18 protein-coding genes are annotated in these 23,153 nt (G+C 61.8%); 8 read left to right on the top strand and 10 right to left on the bottom strand.

Annotated elements, in window-relative coordinates; all coding sequences use genetic code 11:
* Positions 1 to 2 precede the first annotated feature (2 nt).
* On the bottom strand, positions 3 to 956 hold the full coding sequence (locus tag O3306_RS09400) for an ABC transporter substrate-binding protein (protein WP_272006161.1): 954 nt from the start codon (positions 954 to 956) through the stop codon (positions 3 to 5).
* Between the two features lie 216 nt (positions 957 to 1,172).
* Here O3306_RS09400 and O3306_RS09395 point away from each other — a divergent pair, with 216 nt between their 5' ends.
* Positions 1,173 to 1,949: a DeoR/GlpR family DNA-binding transcription regulator gene (locus O3306_RS09395; RefSeq protein WP_272006158.1), complete on the top strand. Its 777-nt coding sequence runs from the start codon at positions 1,173 to 1,175 to the stop codon at positions 1,947 to 1,949.
* Positions 1,946 to 2,722: an inositol monophosphatase family protein gene (locus O3306_RS09390; RefSeq protein ID WP_272006155.1), complete on the top strand. Its 777-nt coding sequence runs from the start codon at positions 1,946 to 1,948 to the stop codon at positions 2,720 to 2,722. The genes O3306_RS09395 and O3306_RS09390 overlap by 4 nt, the downstream gene beginning before the upstream one ends.
* A 49-nt stretch (positions 2,723 to 2,771) precedes the next feature.
* Here O3306_RS09390 and O3306_RS09385 read toward each other — a convergent pair whose 3' ends face one another.
* Together O3306_RS09385 and O3306_RS09380 are read right to left on the bottom strand one after the other, a co-directional pair.
* Positions 2,772 to 3,701 (bottom strand): choline/ethanolamine kinase family protein, encoded by a 930-nt coding sequence (locus tag O3306_RS09385; protein ID WP_272006153.1) that lies wholly within the window; start codon positions 3,699 to 3,701, stop codon positions 2,772 to 2,774.
* Positions 3,702 to 3,711: 10 nt separating this feature from the next.
* On the bottom strand, positions 3,712 to 6,135 hold the full coding sequence (locus O3306_RS09380; RefSeq protein ID WP_272006151.1) for a GcvT family protein: 2,424 nt from the start codon (positions 6,133 to 6,135) through the stop codon (positions 3,712 to 3,714).
* A gap of 125 nt (positions 6,136 to 6,260) precedes the next feature.
* Between O3306_RS09380 and O3306_RS09375 the strand changes: the two genes are divergently transcribed.
* Both O3306_RS09375 and O3306_RS09370 read left to right on the top strand, forming a co-directional pair.
* The gene (locus tag O3306_RS09375) at positions 6,261 to 7,013 is read left to right on the top strand and encodes a DeoR/GlpR family DNA-binding transcription regulator (protein ID WP_272006148.1); all 753 of its coding nucleotides are present in this window, start codon (positions 6,261 to 6,263) and stop codon (positions 7,011 to 7,013) included.
* A 188-nt stretch (positions 7,014 to 7,201) separates the two neighbouring features.
* A complete protein-coding gene (locus tag O3306_RS09370; RefSeq protein WP_272006145.1) occupies positions 7,202 to 8,203 on the top strand; it encodes a GlxA family transcriptional regulator in 1,002 nt (333 codons plus the stop codon).
* Between the two features lie 34 nt (positions 8,204 to 8,237).
* Here the strand turns inward: O3306_RS09370 and O3306_RS09365 are convergent, their stop codons facing one another.
* The 5 genes from O3306_RS09365 to O3306_RS09345 form a co-directional block, all read right to left on the bottom strand.
* Positions 8,238 to 9,227: a C45 family autoproteolytic acyltransferase/hydolase gene (locus tag O3306_RS09365; protein ID WP_272006139.1), complete on the bottom strand. Its 990-nt coding sequence runs from the start codon at positions 9,225 to 9,227 to the stop codon at positions 8,238 to 8,240.
* An 8-nt stretch (positions 9,228 to 9,235) separates the two neighbouring features.
* Positions 9,236 to 10,720, bottom strand: coding sequence for a biotin carboxylase (locus tag O3306_RS09360; RefSeq protein ID WP_272006138.1), 1,485 nt, complete (start codon positions 10,718 to 10,720; stop codon positions 9,236 to 9,238).
* A 49-nt stretch (positions 10,721 to 10,769) separates the two neighbouring features.
* On the bottom strand, positions 10,770 to 13,529 hold the full coding sequence (locus O3306_RS09355) for an aminotransferase class I/II-fold pyridoxal phosphate-dependent enzyme (RefSeq protein WP_272006137.1): 2,760 nt from the start codon (positions 13,527 to 13,529) through the stop codon (positions 10,770 to 10,772).
* A 91-nt stretch (positions 13,530 to 13,620) separates the two neighbouring features.
* Positions 13,621 to 14,655 (bottom strand): carbon-nitrogen hydrolase family protein, encoded by a 1,035-nt coding sequence (locus O3306_RS09350; protein WP_272006134.1) that lies wholly within the window; start codon positions 14,653 to 14,655, stop codon positions 13,621 to 13,623.
* Positions 14,656 to 14,804: 149 nt separating this feature from the next.
* On the bottom strand, positions 14,805 to 16,076 hold the full coding sequence (locus O3306_RS09345; protein WP_272006132.1) for an NAD(P)/FAD-dependent oxidoreductase: 1,272 nt from the start codon (positions 16,074 to 16,076) through the stop codon (positions 14,805 to 14,807).
* A gap of 91 nt (positions 16,077 to 16,167) precedes the next feature.
* Between O3306_RS09345 and O3306_RS09340 the strand changes: the two genes are divergently transcribed.
* On the top strand, positions 16,168 to 16,563 hold the full coding sequence (locus O3306_RS09340; RefSeq protein ID WP_272006129.1) for a rhodanese-like domain-containing protein: 396 nt from the start codon (positions 16,168 to 16,170) through the stop codon (positions 16,561 to 16,563).
* A 22-nt stretch (positions 16,564 to 16,585) separates the two neighbouring features.
* On the opposite strand, the gene O3306_RS09335 is transcribed toward O3306_RS09340, so the two are convergent.
* The gene (locus O3306_RS09335; protein ID WP_272006126.1) at positions 16,586 to 17,452 is read right to left on the bottom strand and encodes an alpha/beta fold hydrolase; all 867 of its coding nucleotides are present in this window, start codon (positions 17,450 to 17,452) and stop codon (positions 16,586 to 16,588) included.
* Between the two features lie 139 nt (positions 17,453 to 17,591).
* Entirely contained in the window at positions 17,592 to 18,965 is a 1,374-nt protein-coding gene (locus O3306_RS09330; RefSeq protein WP_272006124.1) for a M20/M25/M40 family metallo-hydrolase, read from the bottom strand.
* Between the two features lie 196 nt (positions 18,966 to 19,161).
* Between O3306_RS09330 and hemA the strand changes: the two genes are divergently transcribed.
* From hemA to ispG, 3 genes are all read left to right on the top strand, one after another.
* Positions 19,162 to 20,385, top strand: a complete 1,224-nt coding sequence (gene hemA / locus O3306_RS09325) for a 5-aminolevulinate synthase (RefSeq protein WP_272006121.1) — start codon at positions 19,162 to 19,164, stop codon at positions 20,383 to 20,385.
* A 110-nt stretch (positions 20,386 to 20,495) separates the two neighbouring features.
* Entirely contained in the window at positions 20,496 to 21,713 is a 1,218-nt protein-coding gene (locus O3306_RS09320) for a helix-turn-helix domain-containing protein (protein WP_272006118.1), read from the top strand.
* A gap of 117 nt (positions 21,714 to 21,830) precedes the next feature.
* Entirely contained in the window at positions 21,831 to 22,964 is a 1,134-nt protein-coding gene (ispG, locus tag O3306_RS09315) for a flavodoxin-dependent (E)-4-hydroxy-3-methylbut-2-enyl-diphosphate synthase (RefSeq protein ID WP_272006115.1), read from the top strand.
* Positions 22,965 to 23,153 lie beyond the last annotated feature (189 nt).

Raw genomic sequence — 23,153 nt, 5'->3', positions numbered from 1 at the left:
GATCAGTTGATCCAGCTATCAACCTTGGCGGCGTTCTCTTCCATCCAGGAGTTGGCGGCTTCCTCGATCGACTTGCCGTCGAGATCGACCGCAACAACCAGCTTGCCCATTTCATCGTTGGTCAGGGTGTAGTTGCGGATGATTTCCGCCGCACCGGGCCATTTGTCCTCGACGCCGGCCCATGCGACCTTCCAGATCGGACCTGTTGGCTTGCCACAGTCGTAGGCCGCATTCGGGTTCACGCCCACGGACGGATCTTCGTAGCATTCCTTGCTAAAGGGCGGGAATTCGACAAAGCTGCCTTCGTATTTTACCGTCGACCAGTGCGGCGAATAGATCCACAGCACGATCGGGGCCTTTCGCTGATAGGCTGATTCGAGTTCGGCAAAGAGGGCCGCGTCGGTGCCTGCGTGGACCACCTCGAAATCGAGCCCGAGCGCTTCGACACGTTCCTCGTCAAAGCCACCCCATGTGACCGGACCGCCCAGGTAACGGCCCAACGGTGCGGTTTCGGACGTGGCGAATTCAGCGGCGCAATCGTTCAACGCTTCCCAGTTTGGCAGGCCGGGGCAGCGTTCTTCCATATAGGACGGATACCACCATTCCTCGATCGCCATCATGCCGCCTTCGCCCATGTTGACGACATCGCCGGTCGCGATTGCCTCGTCCATCGCCTCGCGGCCGGTGGTTTCCCAGATCTCGGTGGCGACATGCAGATCGCCGGTCTTGAGGCCGGCGAATTGCGCGATGTAATCGGCCTGTACCAGTTCGACGTTATATCCGGCCTTCTTGAGTATCTCGCCCAGGATGGTGGTGTTGATGATCTGACCGGTCCAGTCATGGGTGGTCAGCCTGATCGGATCCTGGCTCTCGACTTCGGCAAAGGCCGGCGAGAAGGCGGGTATGGCTAATACTGCGGCCAGTGCGGCAGCGGAGATGGCAGAGGTGAATTTCATGGCAGACTCCCTGATTTTATTGTGGCCCCGCTTGCTGCGACGCCGTTTTGAGTAGTGTATTCGCCAATGAGTGAAGCGCAGAAAACAACATATTGCAACGATTTTTGAGGTTTTATGTTGGAAAATTTTTGAATTCATGCACTATTTAGGTTGAAGGCCGACAAGGCTGCTGCAAATTAGGGCACCCAAACCGCACACCAACCTGGACAGGTCCACATGGAAATCGCGCATCCCAATCATCGCCAGCAAGAGATTCTCGACGCGCTTCGGCGCGCCGGTGGATCGTTGCGTGTGCAAAAGCTGGCGAGCGAATTGCAGGTTTCGGAAGAGACCGTTCGGCGCAATCTCAAGCGGCTCGCCGATAGCGGGCAGGTCGAAAAGATGCATGGTGGCGCGCGCCTGGCTCAGGATAGCGGCGAGGACGATTTCCAGCAGCGGTTGCGGATCAGCCCGGAGGCCAAGCAGACCATCGCGCGCTATGTGGCGGGCCAGGTGCCTGATGGCAGTTCGCTGTTTCTCGATGTGGGCAGCACGACATCCTACATCGCCGACGCGTTGCGCGACCATTCAAATCTGCTGGTGGTGACGAACTCGGTCTCGGTGGCGTTCAAGCTGGCCACGCGCAACGCCAATCAGGTCTATATGGCCGGCGGGGCGCTGCGCGCCCATGATGGCGGGGCCTTCGGGGCCGAGGCGATGACATTCGCCAATAATTTCAAAACCGATCTGGCTGTCCTGTCCACGGCCGGGATCACGGCGCGGGACGGTTTCATGTTGTTCGACCTTGAAGAAGCGAATTTCAGCCGCGCGATCCTGCGCAACGCCAAACGCCGCTGGGTGGCGGCGGATTCGTCCAAGTTCGGGCGCACCGCACCGATCACGTTGTGTGACCCGTCATTGATCGACAGGCTGATTACAGATGCTGCCCCACCTGCCGATCTGGCACAGGCGACGCAACGCTGGGGCACCGAGATTCAGGTGGCTGCAACATGAGCGGGTTGGATGATATCGCGCGGGTGGCGGCCCGTATCGCTGAAGAGGCCAGCGCTGTTCCGATGCGCCATTTCCGGCAAGGTGGACTCGGGATCGAGCTGAAGGGCGATCTCAGCCCGGTCACCGTCGCCGACCGCGCAACCGAAGAAGCCATTCGCGCGGCATTGGCCGATGCGTTCCCCGAACATGGCGTCTTTGGCGAGGAATTCGGCATCAGCGGATCGCTCGACGGCCCGGCCTGGATCATCGACCCGATAGACGGGACACGGTATTTCCTGTCGGGCTATCCCGGCTTCGGTATGCTGATCGGCCATCTGCAGTCCGGCGTGCCACAGATCGGCGTCGTCCGCATGCCCGCGCTGAACGAGACTTATCTCGGCATTCGCGGCGGGGCGGCCACGCTGAACGGTACGCCCATTCGGGCGCGCGCCACCACACGGCTGGACGAGGCGATTGTTTTCGTCAACGAACCAGAGCGTACATTTGCAGACGATCCGGCGCGTTTTGCCCGGCTCTGCGAAATCGGCCACACAAGACGCATGTCCTATGATTGCTACCCGCACGCGATGGTGGCGGGCGGCCAGATTGATGCTGTCACCGATATCGGGCTTGAGCCGTATGATTTCCTGCCGCTGGCGCCGCTGATTGAGGCCGCGGGCGGCGTCATGACTGACTGGCAGGGCCAGGCACTGGGGTTGGAGTCGGATGGGCGGGTCGTGACTGCGGCGACACCGCAATTGCATGCCGCTGTTCTGGAGGTGCTCAACGGTTGAGCAATGGCGCGCCGCGCTCCATCAGCCCCGCGCTTGGTCCGGGGCTGCTTCAGCCCTTGCGCACTGCGGCCACATGCGCCTCGAATTGCGGATCGTTCATCAGTGCCTTGCAGCGGTCGAACCGGCCCGTGGCATAGGCCCAGAAATCTTCGACCGTGTTGCCGTCCGCGAACTGGATCAGGCCCCAGAGCGTCCACAGCAGATCGCACATCGCCTTGTAGATCACGACGCGGCCATGTTGTGCGGCGCTGGGATCGCCGCCGAAATAGGCGCGCATCAGCTCCATGTCCTGCGCAGGCGTCAGTTCGGCCTCGACCGACAGGTCGCCCACATCCCAGAGCGGATCATTCATGCCGGAATATTCCCAATCCACGATCCACATACGCTCACCGTCATCGAGGAAATTCTCGCAGAGCGGGTCGCAATGACATGGCGCCAGTGGCGCCGGGTTCGCGGCCAGCGCCTCCTTGACCGGTGCCGCGGCGGCGACGATCTCGTGATAGCCGTCCGGCAGGATCACATCCTTGGTTCCAAGGATAAGCAGATAATCGTCGATCATCGCAAAGACATCGAACTGGAATTCAAACGTCTCGCCGGATGTATGCAATTTCGCCAGCGCTGCCCCGGCACGGGCAGGAGCTCCCGCGCGGCTGGCAAAAAGGGCAGGGGTCATCGTCACGATATCGGGGATGGTGCGGCTGATCATGATGCCCGAGGCGGCGTCAGCCCACAGCACCTCGGGCGAGACGCCGGCCGCATGTGCCGCTTGCGAATTCACGATCTCCACCGCGCGGTCAATGTATTTCTCGGTGCCCGTGCCGGGGATGCGTACAATCACCGAATGGTCGCGCATATCAACACGGTGCACGATGTTGGTCAGCCCCCCAAGCCGGGTAATGGTGCAGTCCTGCGCAGTGACATTTTCAAATCCAGGTGCGTTGTTCAGGGCGGCGATGACTTGGGTCGTATGCTCGGACATGGGCTCTCTTTCAGGATTTCAGCCGGAGGTTTTCGGGATCATAGAGCGGACCATCGACGCGGCTTATGCCATGACGCTGGCCAAAGACCTCGATTTCGAAGTCCGACCGGTCACAGAGCGCGCGGGGCAGGTAGGCGTGCATGATCATGCGGCCCACGCTATGACCAAATCCAGAGGATGTCACGAGGGAGACAGGGGTGCCATCGTGCAGAATGGTTTCGCCGCCAAATAGCGGCAGCCGCGCGGTGCTGGTGAAAGTGCAGAGCTTGCGTTCCGGGCCGTTTTTCTTCTGCTTTGCCAGAACCTCGCGCCCGATGAAATCACCGCCCGATTTGAGATGTACGCGGAATCCCAGCCCGGCCTCGATCGGGGTATAGTCGGGTGAGATGTCCCCGGACCAGTAAAGATAACCCTTTTCCATGCGCAGACTATCGATGGCACGGTAGCCGACATCGCGCAGCCCGTGGTCCGCGCCTGCGTCGCGCAGTTGCTCCATCACATAGGCGCCGAATTCGGTTGGAATGTGCAACTCCCAGCCCAACTCGCCGACAAATCCGATACGCACCGCCCGTACCGGCGCCGCGCCGATGGCAATTTCCCGTGCTGTGGCAAAGGGAAAGGCGTCGTTGCTTATGTCCTCTTCGCAAACCGCTTGCAGGATATCGCGCGCCTTGGGGCCACAGATGTTCAGAACGGCGCGGGCCGACGTGACTTCGATCAGTTGCACCGTGCCGGTCTCCGGCAGGTGGCGTCTGATCCAGTCGGCATCATGGGTGCCAAAGCCCGCGCCGGTGACGATATAGAAATGATCCTGCCCCAGCCGGGTGATGGTCAGATCCGATTCGATCCCGCCATGCGGATTGCAGAACTGCGCGTAAATCACTGAACCTACGGGTTTATCCATGTTGCAGGCCGCAAGCCGTTGCAGCGTATCCAGCGTGCCGGGGCCGATCATCTCGAACTTGGCAAAGCTGCTCTGGTCGATCAATGCCGCACTGGTCCGCACCGCGCGATGTTCCTCCGCTGCAAAGGCGTGCCAGCCGGGGTCGAGGAAATCGAGCTGATCGACCGGTGGCGTGCCTTCGGGGGCGAACCATAGCGGGCGTTCCCAGCCGTTTTTCGACCCATATACCGCCCCGCGCGCCTTCAGCGATTCATAGAATGGCGAGCGACGCAAGCCGCGGGCGCTCTGCGCCTCGGCGCCCGGGTAGCGCATCTTGTAGTGGTGGGCGTAATGTTCGACCGCGCGGGGATACATGAAGGCGCGGGTGCCGTGATGCGGTCCGAACCGCCGCACATCCAGCGGCCAGAGATCAAGGCTCGGCCGCCCTTCGGTGATCCATTCCGCGATCATTTCGCCCGCACCGCCACCAGCGGCGATTCCATAGAGGAACCCGGTGGCCATCATCAGGTTCTTGAGATCCGGCGCCCAGCCCATGACAAAATCGCCATCGGCAGAGTAGGGAATCGGCCCGTTGATCACCTGCCTGATGCCGACCTCGTTCACGACAGGCGTGACTCGCCCGGCCAGTTCGGCCAGCGGCGCGAAGCGGTCGAGGTTGTCGGGCAGCAACTGCCGCACGAACTGTCCGGGAATACCGGACGAACCGAACGGAAGCGTGTCATCCTCGTAGCCGCCGATCACCATGCGCCCACCCGCGTCGGGTTTGTAATAGACCAGCCTCTCGGGATCGCGCAGCGAGGGCAGGCTGCGCACCAGATCAGGATCGGGCAGCGGCTCGGTCACGATATACTGGTGCTCCACCGCGCAGGCTGGCACCCGCAGGCCCAGCTTTGCGCCCAGCTCGCGCGACCACATGCCGGCGGCCAGAATGACGTTTTCCGCCTCATAGTCGCCCTGCGTGGTCATCACGCGAGTGATCCGCCCGTTCTTGATCTCGAAATCCGTCACTTCGACGCCCTGCCGAATATCCGCCCCGTGCAGCCGCGCTCCGGCTGCAATGGCCAGGCAAAGGCCCGCCGGATCCACGTGCCCGTCCGACGGGATGAAGGCCGCGCCCTCGACACCGGTCTCGTCGATATAGGGAAACAGCGCCTTGGCCTCGGCGGGGGTGATCATGTGCATCTCCAGATCAAAGCTCTGGGCCATGGTGGTCAGGCGTTGCGCCTCCAACATGCGTTCCTTTGTGGCGGCCAGACGCAGAGAGCCCACCTTTTTCCAGTCGAATGCCATGCCGGTCTCGGCTTCCAGCGCATCATAGAGCGCGACCGAGCGTTTCAGCATACGGGTGGTGTTGCGTGACGAGCGCAACTGCCCGACAAGGCCCGCCGCGTGCCATGTGGCACCCTCGGTCAGCGCGGCGCGTTCCAGCAGCACGACATCACGCTCGCCGCCTTTGGCTAGGTGATAGGCGGTGCTGCATCCGATGATGCCCCCGCCGATGATCAGATGTTTCGCCGAATGCTGTGCCATGCCTGTCCCTCCGAGAATCGCACACAGAGCGTTGCAGGTTATCGCCAGAAATCAACAAAAAATGTTGTTTTGTGTTGATTTCGTCTGATCCAAGGCCCAGAACCATTGGGAAACGCGAGGGGACAATGTCAAAATACTCTCAGGATATCGAACAGGCGCTGGCGCTGCGCGGCACCATGACGGTGGCAGAACTGTCGGACCTTCTGGGGGTTTCGGACCAGACAATCCGGCGCGTTGTGCGCCCCTTGCAGGAGGCCGGGCGGCTGGAAAAGGTGCATGGCGCTATCCGCAGCATGCAAAACCCGGTGACTGCCCCCTTCCAGACCCGCATGGCGCATAACCGCGCGGCCAAGGCTGCGGTGGCCGAGCGCGTGCTGGACCTGATCGCGGATGGCGAGAGCCTTGCCATCGACACCGGATCGACCTGCGGGTTCGTGGCCCAGGCACTGGCGGTGCGGCGACGGCTGACAGTGGTGACTAATTCGGCCTATGTGGCCAGTACGCTGGCGATGCAGCCGGGCAACCGGGTCTTCATGGCGGGCACGCAACTGCGCGATCACGACGGGGCGGCGTTTGACAGGGCGGCCTTTGCAACGATCGAACGGATGCAGGTCGATACCGCGATCCTGTCGGTCAGCCAGGCCCATCCCGCACGCGGATTTCTGGTGGGCGAAACCTGCGAGGCCGATATCGCCGCGGCGATGTCAGTCATCGCTGCACGCACGCTGCTGGCGGCGGACCATTCGAAATTCATCGAGACCCCGGCGCGCGGGATGGTGGCGCTGGCGCAATTCGAACCTGCGCCGACCCTGATCTGTGACGCGCCACTGCCCGCAGCCTATGCCGCATTGGTGCGGGGCATGACGGTTATCGCCTGAACCCGCGATGTGATGGCTCATGCGGCCTGCGGTCCTGCCTTTTTGCGTCGTCTTGCAATTGACCTGAGCCACGGAAAGCGCAATCTGAGCCGGGATGCACGGGACTTGCGCGGGTTTGCCGTTATGCCGCCGGCCACGAAGCCCGACAAATGCCACTGTTGCGGTGCCGCAGAAGGAAAAGGGCAAGGATGCTGCAATCTTCGTATGTGCCCAAGGGGGCCGCCAGTTTCGACATCCCTCAGGTCGCGGCACCGCGCGATTTCGATTTCGTTCTGCTGCCCAAACTGACGATGCTGGCGCTGAGCGCCGCGATTGAGCCGCTGCGCGTGGCCAATCAGATATCGCGGCAGGAACTCTATCGTTGGCGCACCATGACCACCGATGGCGAACCGATCCGATGTTCGAATAACCTGCGGCTGGTGCCGGACGGGCCGATCGCCAATGCCCATAGGGGCAGTCGCGTCTTCATCTGCGCCGGGGTGGAGCCAGCCGAGACGCTGAACACGCGTCTGGTGCAATGGGCCGCGCGGCAGGCGGTGCATGGCATCGCGGTGGGCGCGATCTGCACCGGGGCATTCACGCTGGCCAAAGCCGGGCTTTTGAACGGGCGTATCTTTACCCTGCATTGGGAGAACCAGCCGGCCTTTCTGGAGATATTTCCGGATCTTGTGCCATCACTCAACCTCTACGAAATCGACGGGGACCTGATGACGGCAGCGGGGGGCAGCGCCTCGACTGATCTGATGCTCAGCGTCATCGAGGATGATTTTGGGCCGGAATTCGCGCTGGTGGTATCGGATATGTGCCTGCACGGGCGCAGCCATTCCGGCCACGCGCCGCAGAAAACCGCGCAATCGGCCATTCTGGGCAGCCGCAACAAGAACCTCATTGCCGCCATCCGGATGATGCAGGCCAATCTGGAAGAGCCGCTGACCGTGGAGCAGATCGCGCAGGAAATCGGCATCTCGCGCCGCCAGTTGGAGCGCAGCTTTTCCGAACATGCGGGGCAAAGCCCGTGGCAGTATTATTCCGATCTGCGGCTCAGTCGGGCCTATTCGCTGCTGTCCGAGACAGATCTGCCGATCACCGAGATCGCGGCTGCCACCGGTTTTGCTGGCACGTCCAGTTTTGCCCGCACTTTCCGGGCAAAGTTCGACACATCGCCCAGCAAGTTCCGTAAAAGGTGGTGATGCGCGAATGCAGGCCGCGCATGGCACATCTCCGTTATCCTGCGTCCGGTTCGCCCTCGGGCGTATAGATCACCCGCAAATCCTCTTTGAAATCGTTCAGGTCAAAGGGCCAGCGGGCGCGTGGCCAGCGTAATTCCATTTGCAGCCGCTGCGGGCGGTAGATCGCCGTGTAGAGCGTGCCGAACCCCTGGTTGAACCGGGTGGAGTAGAGTGGCGGGCGCAGGAAGGCGTTGATGAACTTCTCTTCCGGTTCCACATGCAGCGTCAGGCGTTGCAGCAGGAACCGCTCGCGTTCGACTGTGGCGGTAAAGCGGGCGTGGGACGCCCATTCGACGCGCTCCTGGTGGTTGGTGGCCACCGCCTGATGCGTGATCACTGCCTTGCGGTCAGGTGCCATGAGCGCGGTCAGATATTTACGTTTGGCGTCCACAACGGTCACGTTGTAGCTCATATGCGTGGGCACGCGGGCCAACACCTTGGCGGCCTGTGCCGTGGTCTCGCAGGTTTGCAGCACATAGCGCAGGATCAGCGGCACACCGAACCCGTCGCCCACGACGCGCCGTCCGCCAAAGGTAAGCGAGACGGCAAGCCCCGCATCGTTGATCCCGTCCACCAGCCCCCAGAGACCGTCGGAGGTGCCCATCACCGTGCGTCCTTGCCATTTCGTGCGTAGGGTCAGGCTGTCGAACGCCTTGGGAGAGTAGTCGTAATTTCGCACCATCACCGGCTCTTCGCCGGGCCAGATCGCCTGTGAACACGAGGACAGGTAGGGCGGCGGGCAATAAAAGCTAAGGAACCGCGCCGCATGATCCGTGCCGCCCGCCAGCTCGCACAGCTGATCGAAGAGCGGCAGAAGCTCGGGCATATGGGCGCGCAATGCCTTGTGGCTGTCCAGGAAGCCGGGGCGCGCCTCGGGGCCTTCGCGGGACCACCAGCGGTGGTAATCAGGCCAGTACTCGTGGAAGAGCCCGGCCCACTTGGGGCCGGGTTCATCCTCGGATATGGCGCGCCAGATCAGTTTCATTCAGACGGCTACATGATCTTGAAGGCAGGGTCCGCCAGCGCCGGACCGGCCTCTGCAGTGGGCATGGGGCGCGCAGAGACGCCCTGCTTGATGCCGTGAATCCACCGCTTGCCGCGCTCATTGAGCTGGAAGCCGGGGGTCATGGAGCGCCCGCGCGTCACCAGAATGCCGATATCGGCGCCTTCGTAACGGTAGTCACCCGGTTGCAGGATGCGCAGGAAGAACGCCTCGTTCTCGTTCTCGACCGCGCGCCGGTGATAGTCAAAGCGGTTGAAGTTGATGCTGCCATCCTCGTTCATCCGGTAGATGCCGGTCTCGGGCACCTCGGTGACGATATCGACCGTGTCATCGGTATGCTTGATGACCATCTGGCTCCAGCCGTCGATCATCTTGGGATCGGCCCAGCGGGCATTCAGCTCCTCGACGTCGAGGCTGAATTTCTTCTTCGAGAATTCCAGCAGGTGGAACAGGAACAGCGGCGCGTCGGCATGGGCAAACGCGGCGTGGTTGGTCATCGAACTGGCGCCGGTGATGCGCGGGTTCAACTCGCCCAGCCAGATATCGCCGGTTTTCTTGTCGATCAGGAAATCCAGCTCGAAATAGCCGCGATAGCCTTCCTTCCGCAACTGCTCGCCAAACTTGAACGTCAGATCGCGCGCCTTCTGGCGGACTTTCGGTGGAAAGGCGGTGCTGAAAATCTCGTTCCCGCACCAACCGCCACGATAGGGGGTCAGCTCCTTGAAGCCGACAAGCTCTGTCATCAGCGGGCCGACGATGGTGCCTTCCTTGGTGGCGCAGGCCTCAATGGCGCTGCCACGGCAGTCGATCCGCTTCATGATCTTGATCTCGCCTTCACCGACGATCTCATGCTCATGGCGGCGGAAATCGGCCTCGGACTTGATAAAGAACGTCGTGTGGCCGCTGTCGCCAAAGGCCGACTGCAACACCAGGTCATGGCCGATGCCCGCCTTTTCGCAGACCTCGCGCAGGTGGTCGTAGCTTTTGACCTCTGACAGTGTATTGGGCACGGACGGCACGCCGGCCTTGTTGCCGATCCGAACGGTTTCGATCTTGTTGTCCATTGCCTGACGCAGCTTGGCTTTGGGGAACCAGATTTCGGCACCCAATTCCTTGGACAGGCGTTCGGTTTCCTCGTCGAACATCAGGAACACGAATTTCGGTTTGCCGCCACGGCGCTTGATCAGGTCGATCACTTCCTTGTGCTGCAACAGGTAGTTGTTGATGTCCTCGATCGACTGAAACTCCGCATGCGGGACTTCAGACGGGCAGAACACATTCGGATGCTTGCCGTCATAGCAGTCGATATAGCAGATATACTTGAAGTTCTTGCACCACTCATCAAGGCCCAACAGGTTGAAGTTGGTGGCCGAGATGAAATAGATCGGGTCTTCGTTGCGGTGAAAGTGCCGGCGGATCTCCGAGATGTTCCCCAGGTCCGCTTTCTTGGTTGTCTTGGCTGCCTTTTTGGCCATTTGTCGTCCTCCCTTGGACTTTTCTTTTTTGCCGGTTTTATCGGTAATCTTACGTTTTTTGCCGCTGCACGTTCAGCTTCAGCCGGGCGGCGTTGGTCTTGGCCTGTTGCTTCAACGCTTCACTGGTAAACACGCGCAATCCCAGATCAGGCCGGTAACCGTGGATTTCGCTCACATCGAGCGCCCGCATGAAGGCCAGGATACCTTGGCTGACCACCTGTCCGGGCACCAGGATCGGAAAACCGGGCGGGTAGGGGATGATGAACGAGGCCGACACGACATCCTCGCCGGTTTCCATCGCGTCCTTGAGCGATCCGTCCAGTTCGAGATAGTCACAGTTGCGTTCATCATATGACAGGAAGAACGCCGACCTGATATCACCTTCCGATGTCAGATTATCCGTGCGGAACGCGTCGTGGAACCGGCTGAAATCGGGCAGGGGCGGCAGGTCTTCCATCAGGTTGGCCACGCGCTTTTCAAAGCCGCGCCGCTCCATCATCGACGCGTCGTCGATCAACTCGTCCAGCTCCTTGGCAATCTCCACCAGCACTTCGATCAGGTAGGCAACCGAACTGCGCGTGGTGCCGATATTGGTCATGAAAAGAACCGTGTTGCGCGACGTCTTGTTGATCTGGATGCCGTATTTGTCCATCAGGATTTCTGTCTTGAACGTATCGCCATCCCAGCCCGTTCCGCCCACGGCCAGCGTGACGCGGGTGGCATCCAGAACGAATTCGTCCTTTTCCCAGCAATCCCAGATATCGGTCCAGCCCTGATCGGGAGAGTAGTAGCTCTGCACGCCGCTTTCGCGGTGACATTCGGGGATCATGTCGCCCGCCGTCAGTACCTTGAAGTACTTCTGCAACAAGGGGTGGGTCGAAATCGCACGGCGCATCGACATGGCCGCCTCGACCTGGCGCTGAACGAATTCAAAGCCTTCCAGTTCAACCTGCCGTCGCCCGACATCGAGCGACGCGATGATCTGGTAGTTGGGCGAGGTCGAGGTATGGGTCATGTAGGCTTCGTGGAAGCTGGCCTCGACTTCGCCTTTGAAATCCTGGTCGTTGACGTGAATCATCGAGCCCTGGCGCAGCGCGGTCAGCGTCTTGTGGGTCGATTGCGTCGCATAGACGCGGACCCGCGCATCGGGCGGCGGGATCAGACGTGTGTTCAGTAGCGCCTCGTCATCGGCGCCCTCAAGCATTGCCTGCTGCTTGGCATAGGCTGCAGCATGCGCATCGCTTCTCAGACGTTCGCGCAGCGTGTTGGCGGCGTTCATCGCGGTCCGCTGCCGATAGGTGGGGCCGAACCGGGCAAAGGCGAACCACGCTTCGTCCCACAGGAACACAAGGTCCGGCTTGATCGCGAGGCATTCCTCCATCACCCGTTCGACATTGTAGACGATGCCGTCAAAGGTGCAGTTGGTCAGCAGCAGCATGCGCACGCGATCCAGCTTGCCCGCCGCTTTGAGCGCCAGAAGCTGGTGCTTGATCTCGCGCAGCGGCACCGCGCCATACATCGAATATTCGTTCAGCGGATAGCTATCCAGATAACAGACCTGTGCGCCTGCCAGCACCATGCCGTAATGGTGGGATTTGTGGCAATCGCGGTCCACCAACACAATATCCCCTGGCCTTACAAGGGCTTGCACGACGACCTTGTTGCAGGTGGAGGTGCCGTTGGTGGCAAAATAGGTCTGTTTCGAGCCAAAGGCGCGGCTGGCCAGCCGCTGTGCCTCCTTGATCGGGCCATGCGGCTCCAGCAGGCTGTCCAGCCCGCCGGATGTGGCCGAGGTTTCGGCCATGAAGATGTTGGGCCCGTAGAACGCGCCCATGTCCTGAATCCAGTGACTGCGATTGATCGACTTGCCGCGGCTGATCGGCATTGCGTGAAAGACGCCGGTGGGCTGCTTGGAATACTCGACCAGCGCGGTGAAAAACGGTGTCTTGTAGCGGGCCTGCACCCCGCGCAGGATATTCAGGTGCAGTTCCAGGAAATCTTCCTGATTATAGAACACCCGGCGGCAGATCCCGAGGTCCAGCCCCGCGATATCCTCGACCGACCGTTCCGTGATCAGGTAGGCGTCCAGCTCGGGCCTCACCTTCGCGATCATGCGACACAGTTCGGGGCCATAGTTCTGTGGCGCCAGGTTTTCGAGCGCCTCGATCCCGCCCGCACGATTCAGGTAGCGGGTCAGGATGGACAGTTCGACCTTGGATTCCAAAATCAAGCCGGGACGCACCACGATGGCCTGAATGTTGTGGTTGAAGAGCACACCGATCAACGCGTCCTGCAGGCTGGGCACCACGACTGTTTCGTAATGAAACGGGTCTCCGGTCCGCCGCATCTGGGCAAAGTTGGACTTCATCCAGCGTTCCTGATGCTCGTTCAGGTTATCGACGACCATCACTTCGAAATAGGGCTTGCTGAGCGCACGCGCTTCCAGCGACTGGATCGCTTCGTCCTCGTGGTCGTCCTGGTCGGCGCTGTCACGTTCAAGCGGGATGTGCCGCCGACGATAGGCCCCGGTCGTCAATGCACGGGTAATGCGTTGGACGGAAAACGCTAGGTCGGCATAATTGCCGTGGTCAAATTGGCGGCGCAGCGATTCAAACGCCTGTACCCCGGGAAAGGCCCAGTAAGCCTCGATCAGGGACAGGGAACTAAACAATTCTGTGATTTTTTCGAGATTGGCCTCTGCGTTGCGCCCGTCGGGGGCGCGTGACAGTGCATCGGTGGCCTCGCGCAACTGGCTCCAACGGTCCGAGCGCAGTTGGACGGCTGAATAGTAGTCACCCATTGATTGCATAGATTTAGTCCCCGCTGTTATGCAGCCGACCTAAATTGCACATGTCTTGGCGCAGGCAGTCGATGATCGGCCGCTATTTTTATTTATTATGTCAGACGGTGTAGGGCGCTGTCTCCCTCTCGTCGTGTGTTGATTGTTCCGTGGTTTCCTGTAGCGGCGCGTTGGCGTTCGGCACCCCTTTTGCGGCTTCAGTGACGCTGGCTATCGAGCCATCTGTATGCGGCGCCGGCAGCACGTCCTGCCCTTCTTCGCCACGCATACCAGCGCGCGAGCCCTGTTTGGGAATCTCCAGCGGGCCGAGCGAGTGCAGATAGGCATCGGTGCCACTGGTGCGGTCATAGACCGAGAAATCGACCGAACGGTCGCGGAAGCTCTTGAGCACTTGTCCCAGCCCCTTCAGGCCCGCTTCGCGCTGACGCCGCACGTGGTCAAGGTCCATCTCGATCGGGAACATGTCCTCCTGGCCCGCCGATTGGTGCAGCACGGTGGCCGATGGGTCGATGACGCAGGATTTGCCGACGCCGCCCGCTCCAAGCCCGTTCACATCCACCACGTAGCACTGGAACTGTGCCGCGGTGGCGCGGGCGATGGACAGTTCCGCGTCGCGGTCGGTGGTGCCGGTCAGCACCGGATGCAGAAGCACCTCGACCCCCTGGCTTGTCAACTGGCGGGTGGTTTCGGGGAACCAGATATCATAGCAGATCGACAGCCCGAAGCGGCCCACCTCGGGCACGTCGAAGATGCAGAACTCGGTTCCGGCCTCGATCCCGACCTCGTAAGGGCGGAACGGGAACATCTTGCGATAGTGGGCGACGATTTCTCCGGCCGGGTTGATCACGGTGGAGGTGTTGTAGATGCGCCCGTCTTCGGCCGTCTCGAACATCGAGCCTGGTATCAGCCAGATATTGTGCTTGAGCGCGGCTTCGCGGAACCGGTCGAGCGTTTCGTTGCGCAGTGGCAGCGAAAATTTCGGCAGTGGCCCGTATGGCGCAAGCTCCGAAAACAGAACCATCTGTGTCCAGGGGAAGCGGCCCATCAGTATATCGATCCGGTGGATCATCCCGTCCACATTCGGTTGCAATGCATTCACGTACATCTGCACCCCGGCGACGGCGAAAGGCGTCATGTATCCAGCTCTCCTAGCGCGTTTCACTTGCCCCTTGCCGCGCATTTGCGCGGGCCTGTTCGTTCGGGCTCGACCACCTTACGCCGATAGGTTCTGGAATAACAACAGGTCATGGATCCATGCCACGGAACGTTGCGTCAAAGGGCGCATCAGAGGCTGCGGTAGAGCTGATTTGCAGTGAATGCTGCCTCGAATGCCATGCTTTTGAGCGTACCGGCACGCACCTTTTGCGGTGTCGTCGCGGGCAGGGGCAGCGCGTCCGGCCCGCCGCCGGTCAACGATGCCGCCAATGCGGCCCCGAAGACTGTACCGGGGCCGATCCCGCGCCCGTTATAGCCAATCGGCGCATAGAGGTTCTCCGCCAGTCGGTAGATTCGCGGCAGGTGATCGGGGGTCATTGCAATCCGTCCGTGCCAGGCCGTCTCGAAGCGCACCTGACCGAGTTCGGGAAACAGCCGACGCATCTGGCGCGTGGCCCAGCGGTGCGACAACCCGCTCGCGCCGCCGATGACCGACCCCATGGAGCCGACACAGATGCATCCCTTGGCGTCGCGCCTGAGCGAGAACATGATCGTCCCGGTGTCCCACATCCCTTCGCCACCGGGCAGGATATGTGCCGCCTGTGCGCCCATCGGGGCGCTCACAAGCTGAAAGTACCGGATCGGCGAGAAGCATTGGCGGAGCCCGGGCCAGAGCGCGTCGGTATAGGCATTCGTGCACAGCAGAACATGGCGTGCGCGCAGCGTGCCGGAAGGTGTTTGCAGCCGCCAGTGATCGCCGTCGCGGTCGAGCGCCAAGACCGGCGTGCCGGTGCTGATCACGGCTCCGGCCGCGCGCGCTGCGCGGGCCAACCCACGCGCGTATCCCAGCGGATTGATGGTTCCGGCGCGGGCATCGAACAATCCGCCATGCACGGCGGGCGTGCCGATCCTCGCAATGGCTTCGTCGCGCGACAGCAGGGTCACCGGGGCGCCGAGACGTTGCCATTCCTCGGCGCGGGCGCTCAGATCCGCCATGTGGCCCGCGCTTCGGGCGGCGTGGATCGTGCCCTTGCGCGTTGCCTCGCAGCGCATCTGGTGGCGCTCGATCAGGTTGAACACGATGTTCGGCGCCTCGCCCAGCATTTGCACCAGCCGCGCGCCTGTCTCTTCGCCCAACCGGGCGCGGCAGACCTGTGGCGGCAGCCAAAGCCCGGCATTCACCAGCCCGACATTGCGGCCCGAACCGCCATAGCCGATGGCCTGCGCCTCCAGAACATGGCAGGCCATTCCGGCCTGTGTGGCATGCAGGGCTGCGGAAAGGCCGGTAAAGCCACCACCGACAATGGCCAGTTCGGTCGTTGTGTCACCGGCGTATTCTCCGGTCACGGCAGGTTCTTCGGTGGAAATTTTCCAGTGTGAGGGCGGCTCGGTAGCGGTCACGTCGGATCATCCTTCTTTGACGGTGTTCGGTGGGATGGTTGCACCAGATTTCGGGCCGTGTCACGCTCTGTGAGTGCCAAAGGAGACCCCCATGCAGAAACTCACCTCAACCGCCGCGGACATGGTTGCAGCGGCCCGTGCCCGGATCCGCGAAATCGAGACTGATGAGCTGATCGCGGCGCAGAACGACCCGGATGTCGTGATCGTTGATATCCGCGATATTCGTGAGCGTCAGCGCGTCGGGTTCATCCCCGGCAGCGTGCATGCGCCGCGCGGCATGATAGAATTCTGGGTTGATCCCGACAGCCCCTACCACAAGGAAGTCTTTGCCCAGCCGGGCAAAAGATATGTCTTTCACTGCGCGTCGGGCTGGCGGTCTGCGCTGACGGTGGCAACGCTGCAGGACATGGGCTTTGACGCGGCGCATCTCAAGGACGGGTTTTCCGACTGGGTCAAGGCGGGTGGCGCGGTGGAGAAAGCGCCCTGAGCGGGGCCTGCGGCACACGCCACTAGGTGGCAAGAAACGCGGCAAGGGCCTGCAACGTATCGTCCGGATTGGTGTCGACAAAGAAATGCCCGCCTGCGACCGCGCTGGCCTGCATGTCCGTACAAAACCGCGCCCAGATCCCAGGCACGTCATAGGCGCGCGCCATCACGCCGTCCGCGCCATAGAGAATGAGCGCCGGGCAGGTGATCTGCGCGCCGAGATCGGCCGCATCGTCGTCGAAATCATGCGTCAGCGCTGCCCGGTAATCGTTGCACATGCCGCGGATTGTCTCCGGGTCGCGCCAGGCTGCGCGATAGGCGGCCAGTTGCCCGGCGTCGAACTCATCCATGTTCGAGCCGCCCCAGCCCAGCAGGCAGGACTGGAAATACGCATCCGGGTCATGGCCGATCAGGGTCTCGGGCAAGGGGGCAGGCTGGGCCAGAAAGAACCAGTGGTAATAGGCCGCCGCCACATCCCGGCGCAGATCGCTCAGCAGGTGGTGCGTGGGCACGATATCCAACAACGCCACTCGGCGGACGGCCTCGGGCGCGTCAAGGCAGAGCCGGTGCGCCACCCTCGCGCCCCGGTCATGCGCGGCGACGGCAAAGCGGGTGTACCCCAGATGCGCCATCAGCGCGCGCTGGTCTGCGGCCATGTGGCGAAAGCTGTAATCGGCCACGTCCTGCGGTTTGCCGCTGGCCCCGTAACCGCGCAGATCGGGGCAGATAACCCGGTGGGTTCGGGCCAGTGCGGGCGCGATCACTGCCCACATGGCGCGGGTCTGCGGAAAGCCGTGCAACAGCAATAGCGGCGGGCCGTCGCCGCCCGCCGAATAGGTGATCTCGATGCCGTTCAAGACAACGCTGTGGTCGGTGAAACCGGTTATCATGAGCGGCAGGCTAGCCCTGCGGCCTTGGCACGGCAAACGGTTTCAGGCCCCACGCGCCGCAGACGGTGGATAGGTCGCAAATCTCGCAGTCCGTATAGAGGCCCGGCTACGGTCGGCGCGTGCCGGGCCGAAACCCGGCCTAGCTGACCAGCGCGTCCAGTATCCGTGCCCAGCTGCGCGTGCCCTTGTGAAAACTCTCCAGATCGTATTTTTCGTTCGGCGAATGGATCGCGTCGTCGTCCTTGCCAAAGCCGATCAGCAGCGCATTCATGCCCAGTACCTCGCCGAAATGGCCGGCAATCGGGATCGAGCCACCACATCCAACATAGGCTGCTTCTTCGGGCCATTCATCGCTGAGTGCCTTGCGCGCCGCCTCGAATGCCGGGTCAGAGGTTTTCATGACCGAGGCGCTGCTGCCGCCATGGGTATGAAATTCTGCCCTGACGTCGCCGGGCAGTTGCGCGGTCACATAGGCGCGGAAAGCTTCGCGGATGCGGTCCGGGTCCTGGCCTTCGACCAAGCGAAAGCTGATCTTGGCATGGGCCTCGGCCGGCAACACGGTCTTGAACCCGGCACCGGTATATCCGCCCCAGATGCCGTTCACTTCGGCGGTGGGACGCGACCAGATCATTTCCAGCGGCGTGCGGTCCTGTTCACCGGCAGGGATTTTCAGGCCGACATCGCCCAGAAACGTCGCATGATCAAAGCCCAGCCCGTGCCATTGCGCGCGCATCTCCGGGTCCAGATCGGGAATGCCATCGTAGAAACCGGGCAGCGTGACGCGGCCGGTTTTGTCGTGCAACCCGGCGACGATACCACCCAGAACGTGGATCGGATTGGCGGCCAGCCCGCCGAAAAAGCCCGAATGCAGATCGACATCGGGTCCCTTGATGGTGACTTCTTCGGTGACCATGCCGCGCAACATCGTGACGATCGCGGGTGTTTTCGACTGGAACATGCCGGTGTCGCAGATCAGCGCCAGATCGGCGCGCAGTTCATCGGCATTTTCCTGCATGAACGGCACCAGCGACGGCGATCCTGATTCCTCTTCACCCTCGAAAAAGAAGGTGATGGCGCAGGGCAGGGTGCCATGCACCTCTTTCCACGCGCGGCATGCCTCGACAAAGGTCATCAACTGCCCCTTGTCGTCACCGGCGCCTCGGGCACGGATCACCTTGCCCTTGGGCGTATCCTCGATCTGAGGATCAAACGGGTCGGTCTTCCACAGTTCCAGCGGATCGACCGGCTGCACGTCGTAATGCCCGTAGAACAGCAGATGAGGCCCGTCGCCCGGCACATGGCCCACGACCATCGGATGACCCGGCGTGTCGCGCCTGCGGGCGTCGATGCCGATAGCTTGCAAATCGGCGACCAGCCAATCGGCCGCGGCCCGGCAGTCCTTCGCATAGGCCGGGTCGGTCGAGATGGACGGGATGCGGAGCAGCGCCTGCAGCCGCTCAAGCGCATCCGGCAGTTGGTCGTCTATGCGGGACAGAACAGCGTCCAGTGACATGGTGGAACCTCGCTTTGGGATAATTTGGCACCGACCGTAACAGGCGCTGCGGTGCTGTCCAGCGGGTTGCGCAGGTGCAGATGCCAGTCGCGGCAATTTGTAATCTGTTACGACGGCGGCATGTGGCCTATATGCGGCGGCACAGGGTAGAAAACCCCTGCGGCAAGGTCGTAAACGGGCAAGAGGAGGAGAGCCGTTGGATTACTCGGCGAAACTGGATCAGGCACTAGACCGGCTGCACCAAGAGGGGCGATACCGGACATTCATCGACATTGCGCGCCGCAACGGGCATTTCCCGAAGGCGACATGGCGGCGGCCCGACGGCACCGAACGTACAATCACAGTCTGGTGCGGCAACGACTATCTCGGGATGGGGCAGCACCCGGAGGTTCTGGCGGCGATGCACGAGGCGCTGGAGGCGACCGGCGCGGGGTCCGGCGGGACACGCAACATTTCGGGCACGACGGTCTATCACACGGCTCTGGAGCGTGAATTGGCCGATCTGCACGCCAAGGAAGCGGCTCTGCTCTTTACCAGCGCCTATAACGCCAATGACGCGACCCTGAGCACACTGCCCAAATTGTTTCCCGGTCTGATCATCTATTCCGACGCCCTGAACCATGCCAGCATGATCGAAGGTGTCCGGCGCAATGGCAACGCCAAGCGGATATTCCGTCATAACGACGTGGCGCATCTCCGAGAGTTGCTGGCCGCCGACGACCCCCATGCCCCTAAGCTGATCGCGTTTGAATCGATCTATTCGATGGATGGCGATTTCGGCCCGATCGAGGCGATCTGCGATCTGGCGGACGAGTTCGGCGCGCTGACCTATATTGACGAGGTCCATGCCGTGGGCATGTACGGCCCGCGCGGTGGCGGCGTCGCTGAACGTGACGGGCTGATGGGACGGCTCGACATCATCAACGGCACTCTGGCCAAGGCATTTGGCGTGATGGGGGGCTATGTGGCGGCCTCGGCGCGGATGTGCGACGCCATCCGGTCCTATGCGCCGGGCTTCATCTTTACCTCGTCGCTTTCCCCCGCGGTGGCAGCCGGGGCCGCCGCGAGTGTTGCAAATCTGAAACGCGATTCGGCGTTGCGGACGGCGCATCAGACCCAGGCCCGCATCCTCAAGACCCGGCTCAAGGCGATGGGCCTGCCGCTGATCGACCATGGCAGCCATATCGTGCCAGTCATCGTCGGTGACCCGACCCATACCAAGCACTTGAGCGATAAATTGCTCGAAGATTACAGCCTATACGTGCAGCCCATAAACTACCCCACTGTGCCACGGGGTACCGAGCGTTTGCGCTTTACCCCGTCGCCTTTGCACGGGGCGGACGATATTGATCGGCTGGTCCGGGCGATGGATGCCCTTTGGCAGAAATGTGCGCTGAATCGTGCCGATCAGTCAGCCTAAGGCTTGGCACGTGCAATGAAAAACGTCATGTGGTATTGTATCGGGTAACAAAAGAGCAGTGTTCGAATCAAGACTCGAACCACAGGCTCTGACGACGAAGGGCAGGTTGCATGAAATTGCGTCGGTTTTCGCGCAAGAGCGAAGTAAAAGAGGTCGAGCCACAGGGCTTTGACAGCTTTGAACTGCGGCTTGGCGATCTGATGCGGGGCGAGCGTGCCACGCTGGGTAAATCCTTGCTGGATGTCGAGCGCGAGTTGAGGATCAAGGCCAGCTATGTGGCCGCGATCGAGAATGCCGATCCCGATGCCTTTGATACCCCCGGTTTCATTCCCGGCTACGTGCGGTCCTATGCCCGGTATCTCGGCATGGACCCGGATCGGGCCTTTGCAACATTCTGCGCCGAAAGCGGCTTTTCCACCGCGCATGGCATGTCGGCGGCCGCGTCGTCGATGCGCAAGGATGATGACCTCATCGCGCGCGTGCAGTCCAAGCGCGGCGATGACCGGCTGACATCGCCCAGCACACCGTTCGTGCCAGCGACCGAAAGCCTGTTTTCACAGATCGAACCGGGTGCCGTCGGCTCAGTTGCGGTTCTCGTCGCACTGATCGCGGCCATCGGCTATGGCGGCTGGAGCGTGTTGACCGAAGTGCAGCGCGTACAGGTGGCGCCGGTCGAAAATACGCCGAGTGTTCTGGCCGATCTCGACCCGCTTGAGGCGACGCAGTCAGGGCAGGTCTCCCAGACGACACTGGCCGGAAATTTCGCAGCGCCGCAGGACGAAACGCTGGATCGGCTCTATCGGCCCGAGGCGCTGGATGTTCCCGTGATGGTTGCGCGCGACGCGCCGATCTCGACGCTGGACCCGAGCCAGCTTGGCACGCTGACCGCCGCAATCCCGCAAGCTCCGAACCCACCGGCACTGACCGGAATCGATGCCGCGATCGCGGCGGCGCTCGAGTCCTCCCCGTCCAGCCCGCAGGTGGTAGCCCCGCCGGCGCCCGGTGTGCAGATGGTCGCGGTACGCCCGGCCTGGGTGCGTGTTCGCGCCGCCGATGGCAGCGTGATCTTCGAGGGGATCATGAACGCTGGCGACAGTTACGATGTGCCCGTCACCGAGGTGCCGCCAACCCTGCGCGTGGGCGAATCCGGTGCGATCTATTTTCGCATCAATGGTCAGCATTTCGGGCCCGCCGGGCCGCGTGGCTCTGTCACCAGCAATCTGGCGCTGGCCTCTGCCAATTTGACCCAGATGCTCGAGGTCGCCGATCTCACGCAGGACTCGGATCTGTCGCGTTACGTGGCCGAACTGACGGAACCACAGCAATAACCAGCGGATAGCGGCCAGACTGGCTTTCGGTGTCACGGCGATTGAAGCTTGCGCCGTCTCTCCTTATCTTGGCATCTTGGCCCCAAATCCGAAACCGTAAGGCGAGGAGCCTGACCGATGTCGCTGAACCACATTCGCCCCTGGCGCAACATTTACCGCCGGACAAGCCGCCAGATCCATGTGGGCAGCGTGCCCGTTGGCGGAGATGCGCCAATCAGCGTCCAGACCATGACCAACACCGCGACCACGGATGTGGCCGCGACCGTTGCCCAGATCCAGGCCGCTGCGGATGCGGGCGCGGATATTGTGCGCGTTTCAGTCCCCGACGAGGCCTCGGCGCGGGCGTTGAAGGATATCGTGCGTGAGAGCCCGGTGCCTTTGGTGGCGGATATCCATTTTCACTACAAACGCGGCATCGAGGCCGCCGAGGCGGGCGCTGCCTGCCTGCGGATCAACCCCGGAAACATCGGCAACCCCAAACGCGTGCGCGATGTGATCGCAGCGGCGCGTGATCACGGCTGTTCGATCCGGATTGGCGTCAACGCGGGTAGTCTGGAAAAGCATCTGCTGGAAAAATACGGAGAGCCGTGCCCCGACGCGATGGTCGAAAGCGGGCTGGAGCATATCCGCATCCTGCAAGACAATGATTTTCACGAATTCAAGATCAGCGTGAAGGCCTCTGACGTGTTCATGGCCGCCGCCGCCTATCAGCAACTGGCCGAGGCCACCGACGCGCCCATCCATCTGGGCATCACCGAGGCGGGCGGGCTGATCAGCGGCACGGTGAAATCGGCCATCGGCATGGGCAACCTGCTGTGGATGGGGATCGGCGACACCATTCGCGTGAGCCTGTCGGCGGACCCGGTCGAAGAGGTCAAGATGGGGTTCGAGATTCTCAAATCGCTGGGCCTGCGGCATCGAGGCGTCAACATCATCAGCTGCCCGTCTTGCGCACGGCAGGGTTTCGACGTGATCAAGACGGTCGAGACACTGGAAAAGCGACTGGAACATATCAAGACGCCGATGAGCCTGAGCATCATTGGCTGTGTCGTCAACGGGCCGGGCGAAGCGCTGATGACCGATGTCGGCTTTACCGGCGGCGGCGCGGGGTCCGGCATGGTCTATCTGGCCGGCAAGCAGAGCCACAAGCTGAGCAACGAGGCGATGATCGAGCATATCGTCGAGCAGGTGGAAACCCGCGCGGCCCAGATCGAGGCCGAAACGCGTGCTGCCGAGAAAGCGGCGGAGTAATCGGCGCTCGGGGTCTTTGCGGGTAGTACCTCAGAGGGCATCGAAATACCCCGAAAAACAGGGGCATCTTGCGATCTCCAAAAGCGTTTTTTATCTGATCTTACAAACCGTCTAGAGTATCCGTCTTGATCAAGCTGTTTTCGGTGTCCATTTGCGGTTTTGCTGGACGAGTGCGTTTGCCAATTCGAT

It is taken from the genome of Roseovarius sp. ZX-A-9 (assembly GCF_028369135.1).
Taxonomy (GTDB): domain Bacteria; phylum Pseudomonadota; class Alphaproteobacteria; order Rhodobacterales; family Rhodobacteraceae; genus Roseovarius.
The sequence above is the reverse complement of the archived record's forward strand: the minus strand, read 5'-3'. Positions and strand labels throughout refer to the sequence as shown.

Bases quoted from the DNA above. Each gene is read 5' to 3' on its own strand.
- O3306_RS09320 (WP_272006118.1), top strand. From the start codon at position 20,496: ATGAAATTGCGTCGGTTTTCGCGCAAGAGCGAAGTAAAAGAGGTCGAG.
- O3306_RS09380 (WP_272006151.1), bottom strand. From the start codon at position 6,135: ATGGCACAGCATTCGGCGAAACATCTGATCATCGGCGGGGGCATCATC.
- O3306_RS09330 (WP_272006124.1), bottom strand. From the start codon at position 18,965: ATGTCACTGGACGCTGTTCTGTCCCGCATAGACGACCAACTGCCGGAT.
- O3306_RS09350 (WP_272006134.1), bottom strand. From the start codon at position 14,655: ATGACGCCTTTCGCCGTCGCCGGGGTGCAGATGTACGTGAATGCATTG.
- O3306_RS09370 (WP_272006145.1), top strand. From the start codon at position 7,202: ATGCTGCAATCTTCGTATGTGCCCAAGGGGGCCGCCAGTTTCGACATC.
- O3306_RS09365 (WP_272006139.1), bottom strand. From the start codon at position 9,227: ATGAAACTGATCTGGCGCGCCATATCCGAGGATGAACCCGGCCCCAAG.
- O3306_RS09360 (WP_272006138.1), bottom strand. From the start codon at position 10,720: ATGGCCAAAAAGGCAGCCAAGACAACCAAGAAAGCGGACCTGGGGAAC.
- O3306_RS09335 (WP_272006126.1), bottom strand. From the start codon at position 17,452: ATGATAACCGGTTTCACCGACCACAGCGTTGTCTTGAACGGCATCGAG.
- O3306_RS09390 (WP_272006155.1), top strand. From the start codon at position 1,946: ATGAGCGGGTTGGATGATATCGCGCGGGTGGCGGCCCGTATCGCTGAA.
- ispG (WP_272006115.1), top strand. From the start codon at position 21,831: ATGTCGCTGAACCACATTCGCCCCTGGCGCAACATTTACCGCCGGACA.
- O3306_RS09375 (WP_272006148.1), top strand. From the start codon at position 6,261: ATGTCAAAATACTCTCAGGATATCGAACAGGCGCTGGCGCTGCGCGGC.
- O3306_RS09400 (WP_272006161.1), bottom strand. From the start codon at position 956: ATGAAATTCACCTCTGCCATCTCCGCTGCCGCACTGGCCGCAGTATTA.
- O3306_RS09395 (WP_272006158.1), top strand. From the start codon at position 1,173: ATGGAAATCGCGCATCCCAATCATCGCCAGCAAGAGATTCTCGACGCG.
- O3306_RS09385 (WP_272006153.1), bottom strand. From the start codon at position 3,701: ATGTCCGAGCATACGACCCAAGTCATCGCCGCCCTGAACAACGCACCT.
- O3306_RS09340 (WP_272006129.1), top strand. From the start codon at position 16,168: ATGCAGAAACTCACCTCAACCGCCGCGGACATGGTTGCAGCGGCCCGT.
- O3306_RS09355 (WP_272006137.1), bottom strand. From the start codon at position 13,529: ATGCAATCAATGGGTGACTACTATTCAGCCGTCCAACTGCGCTCGGAC.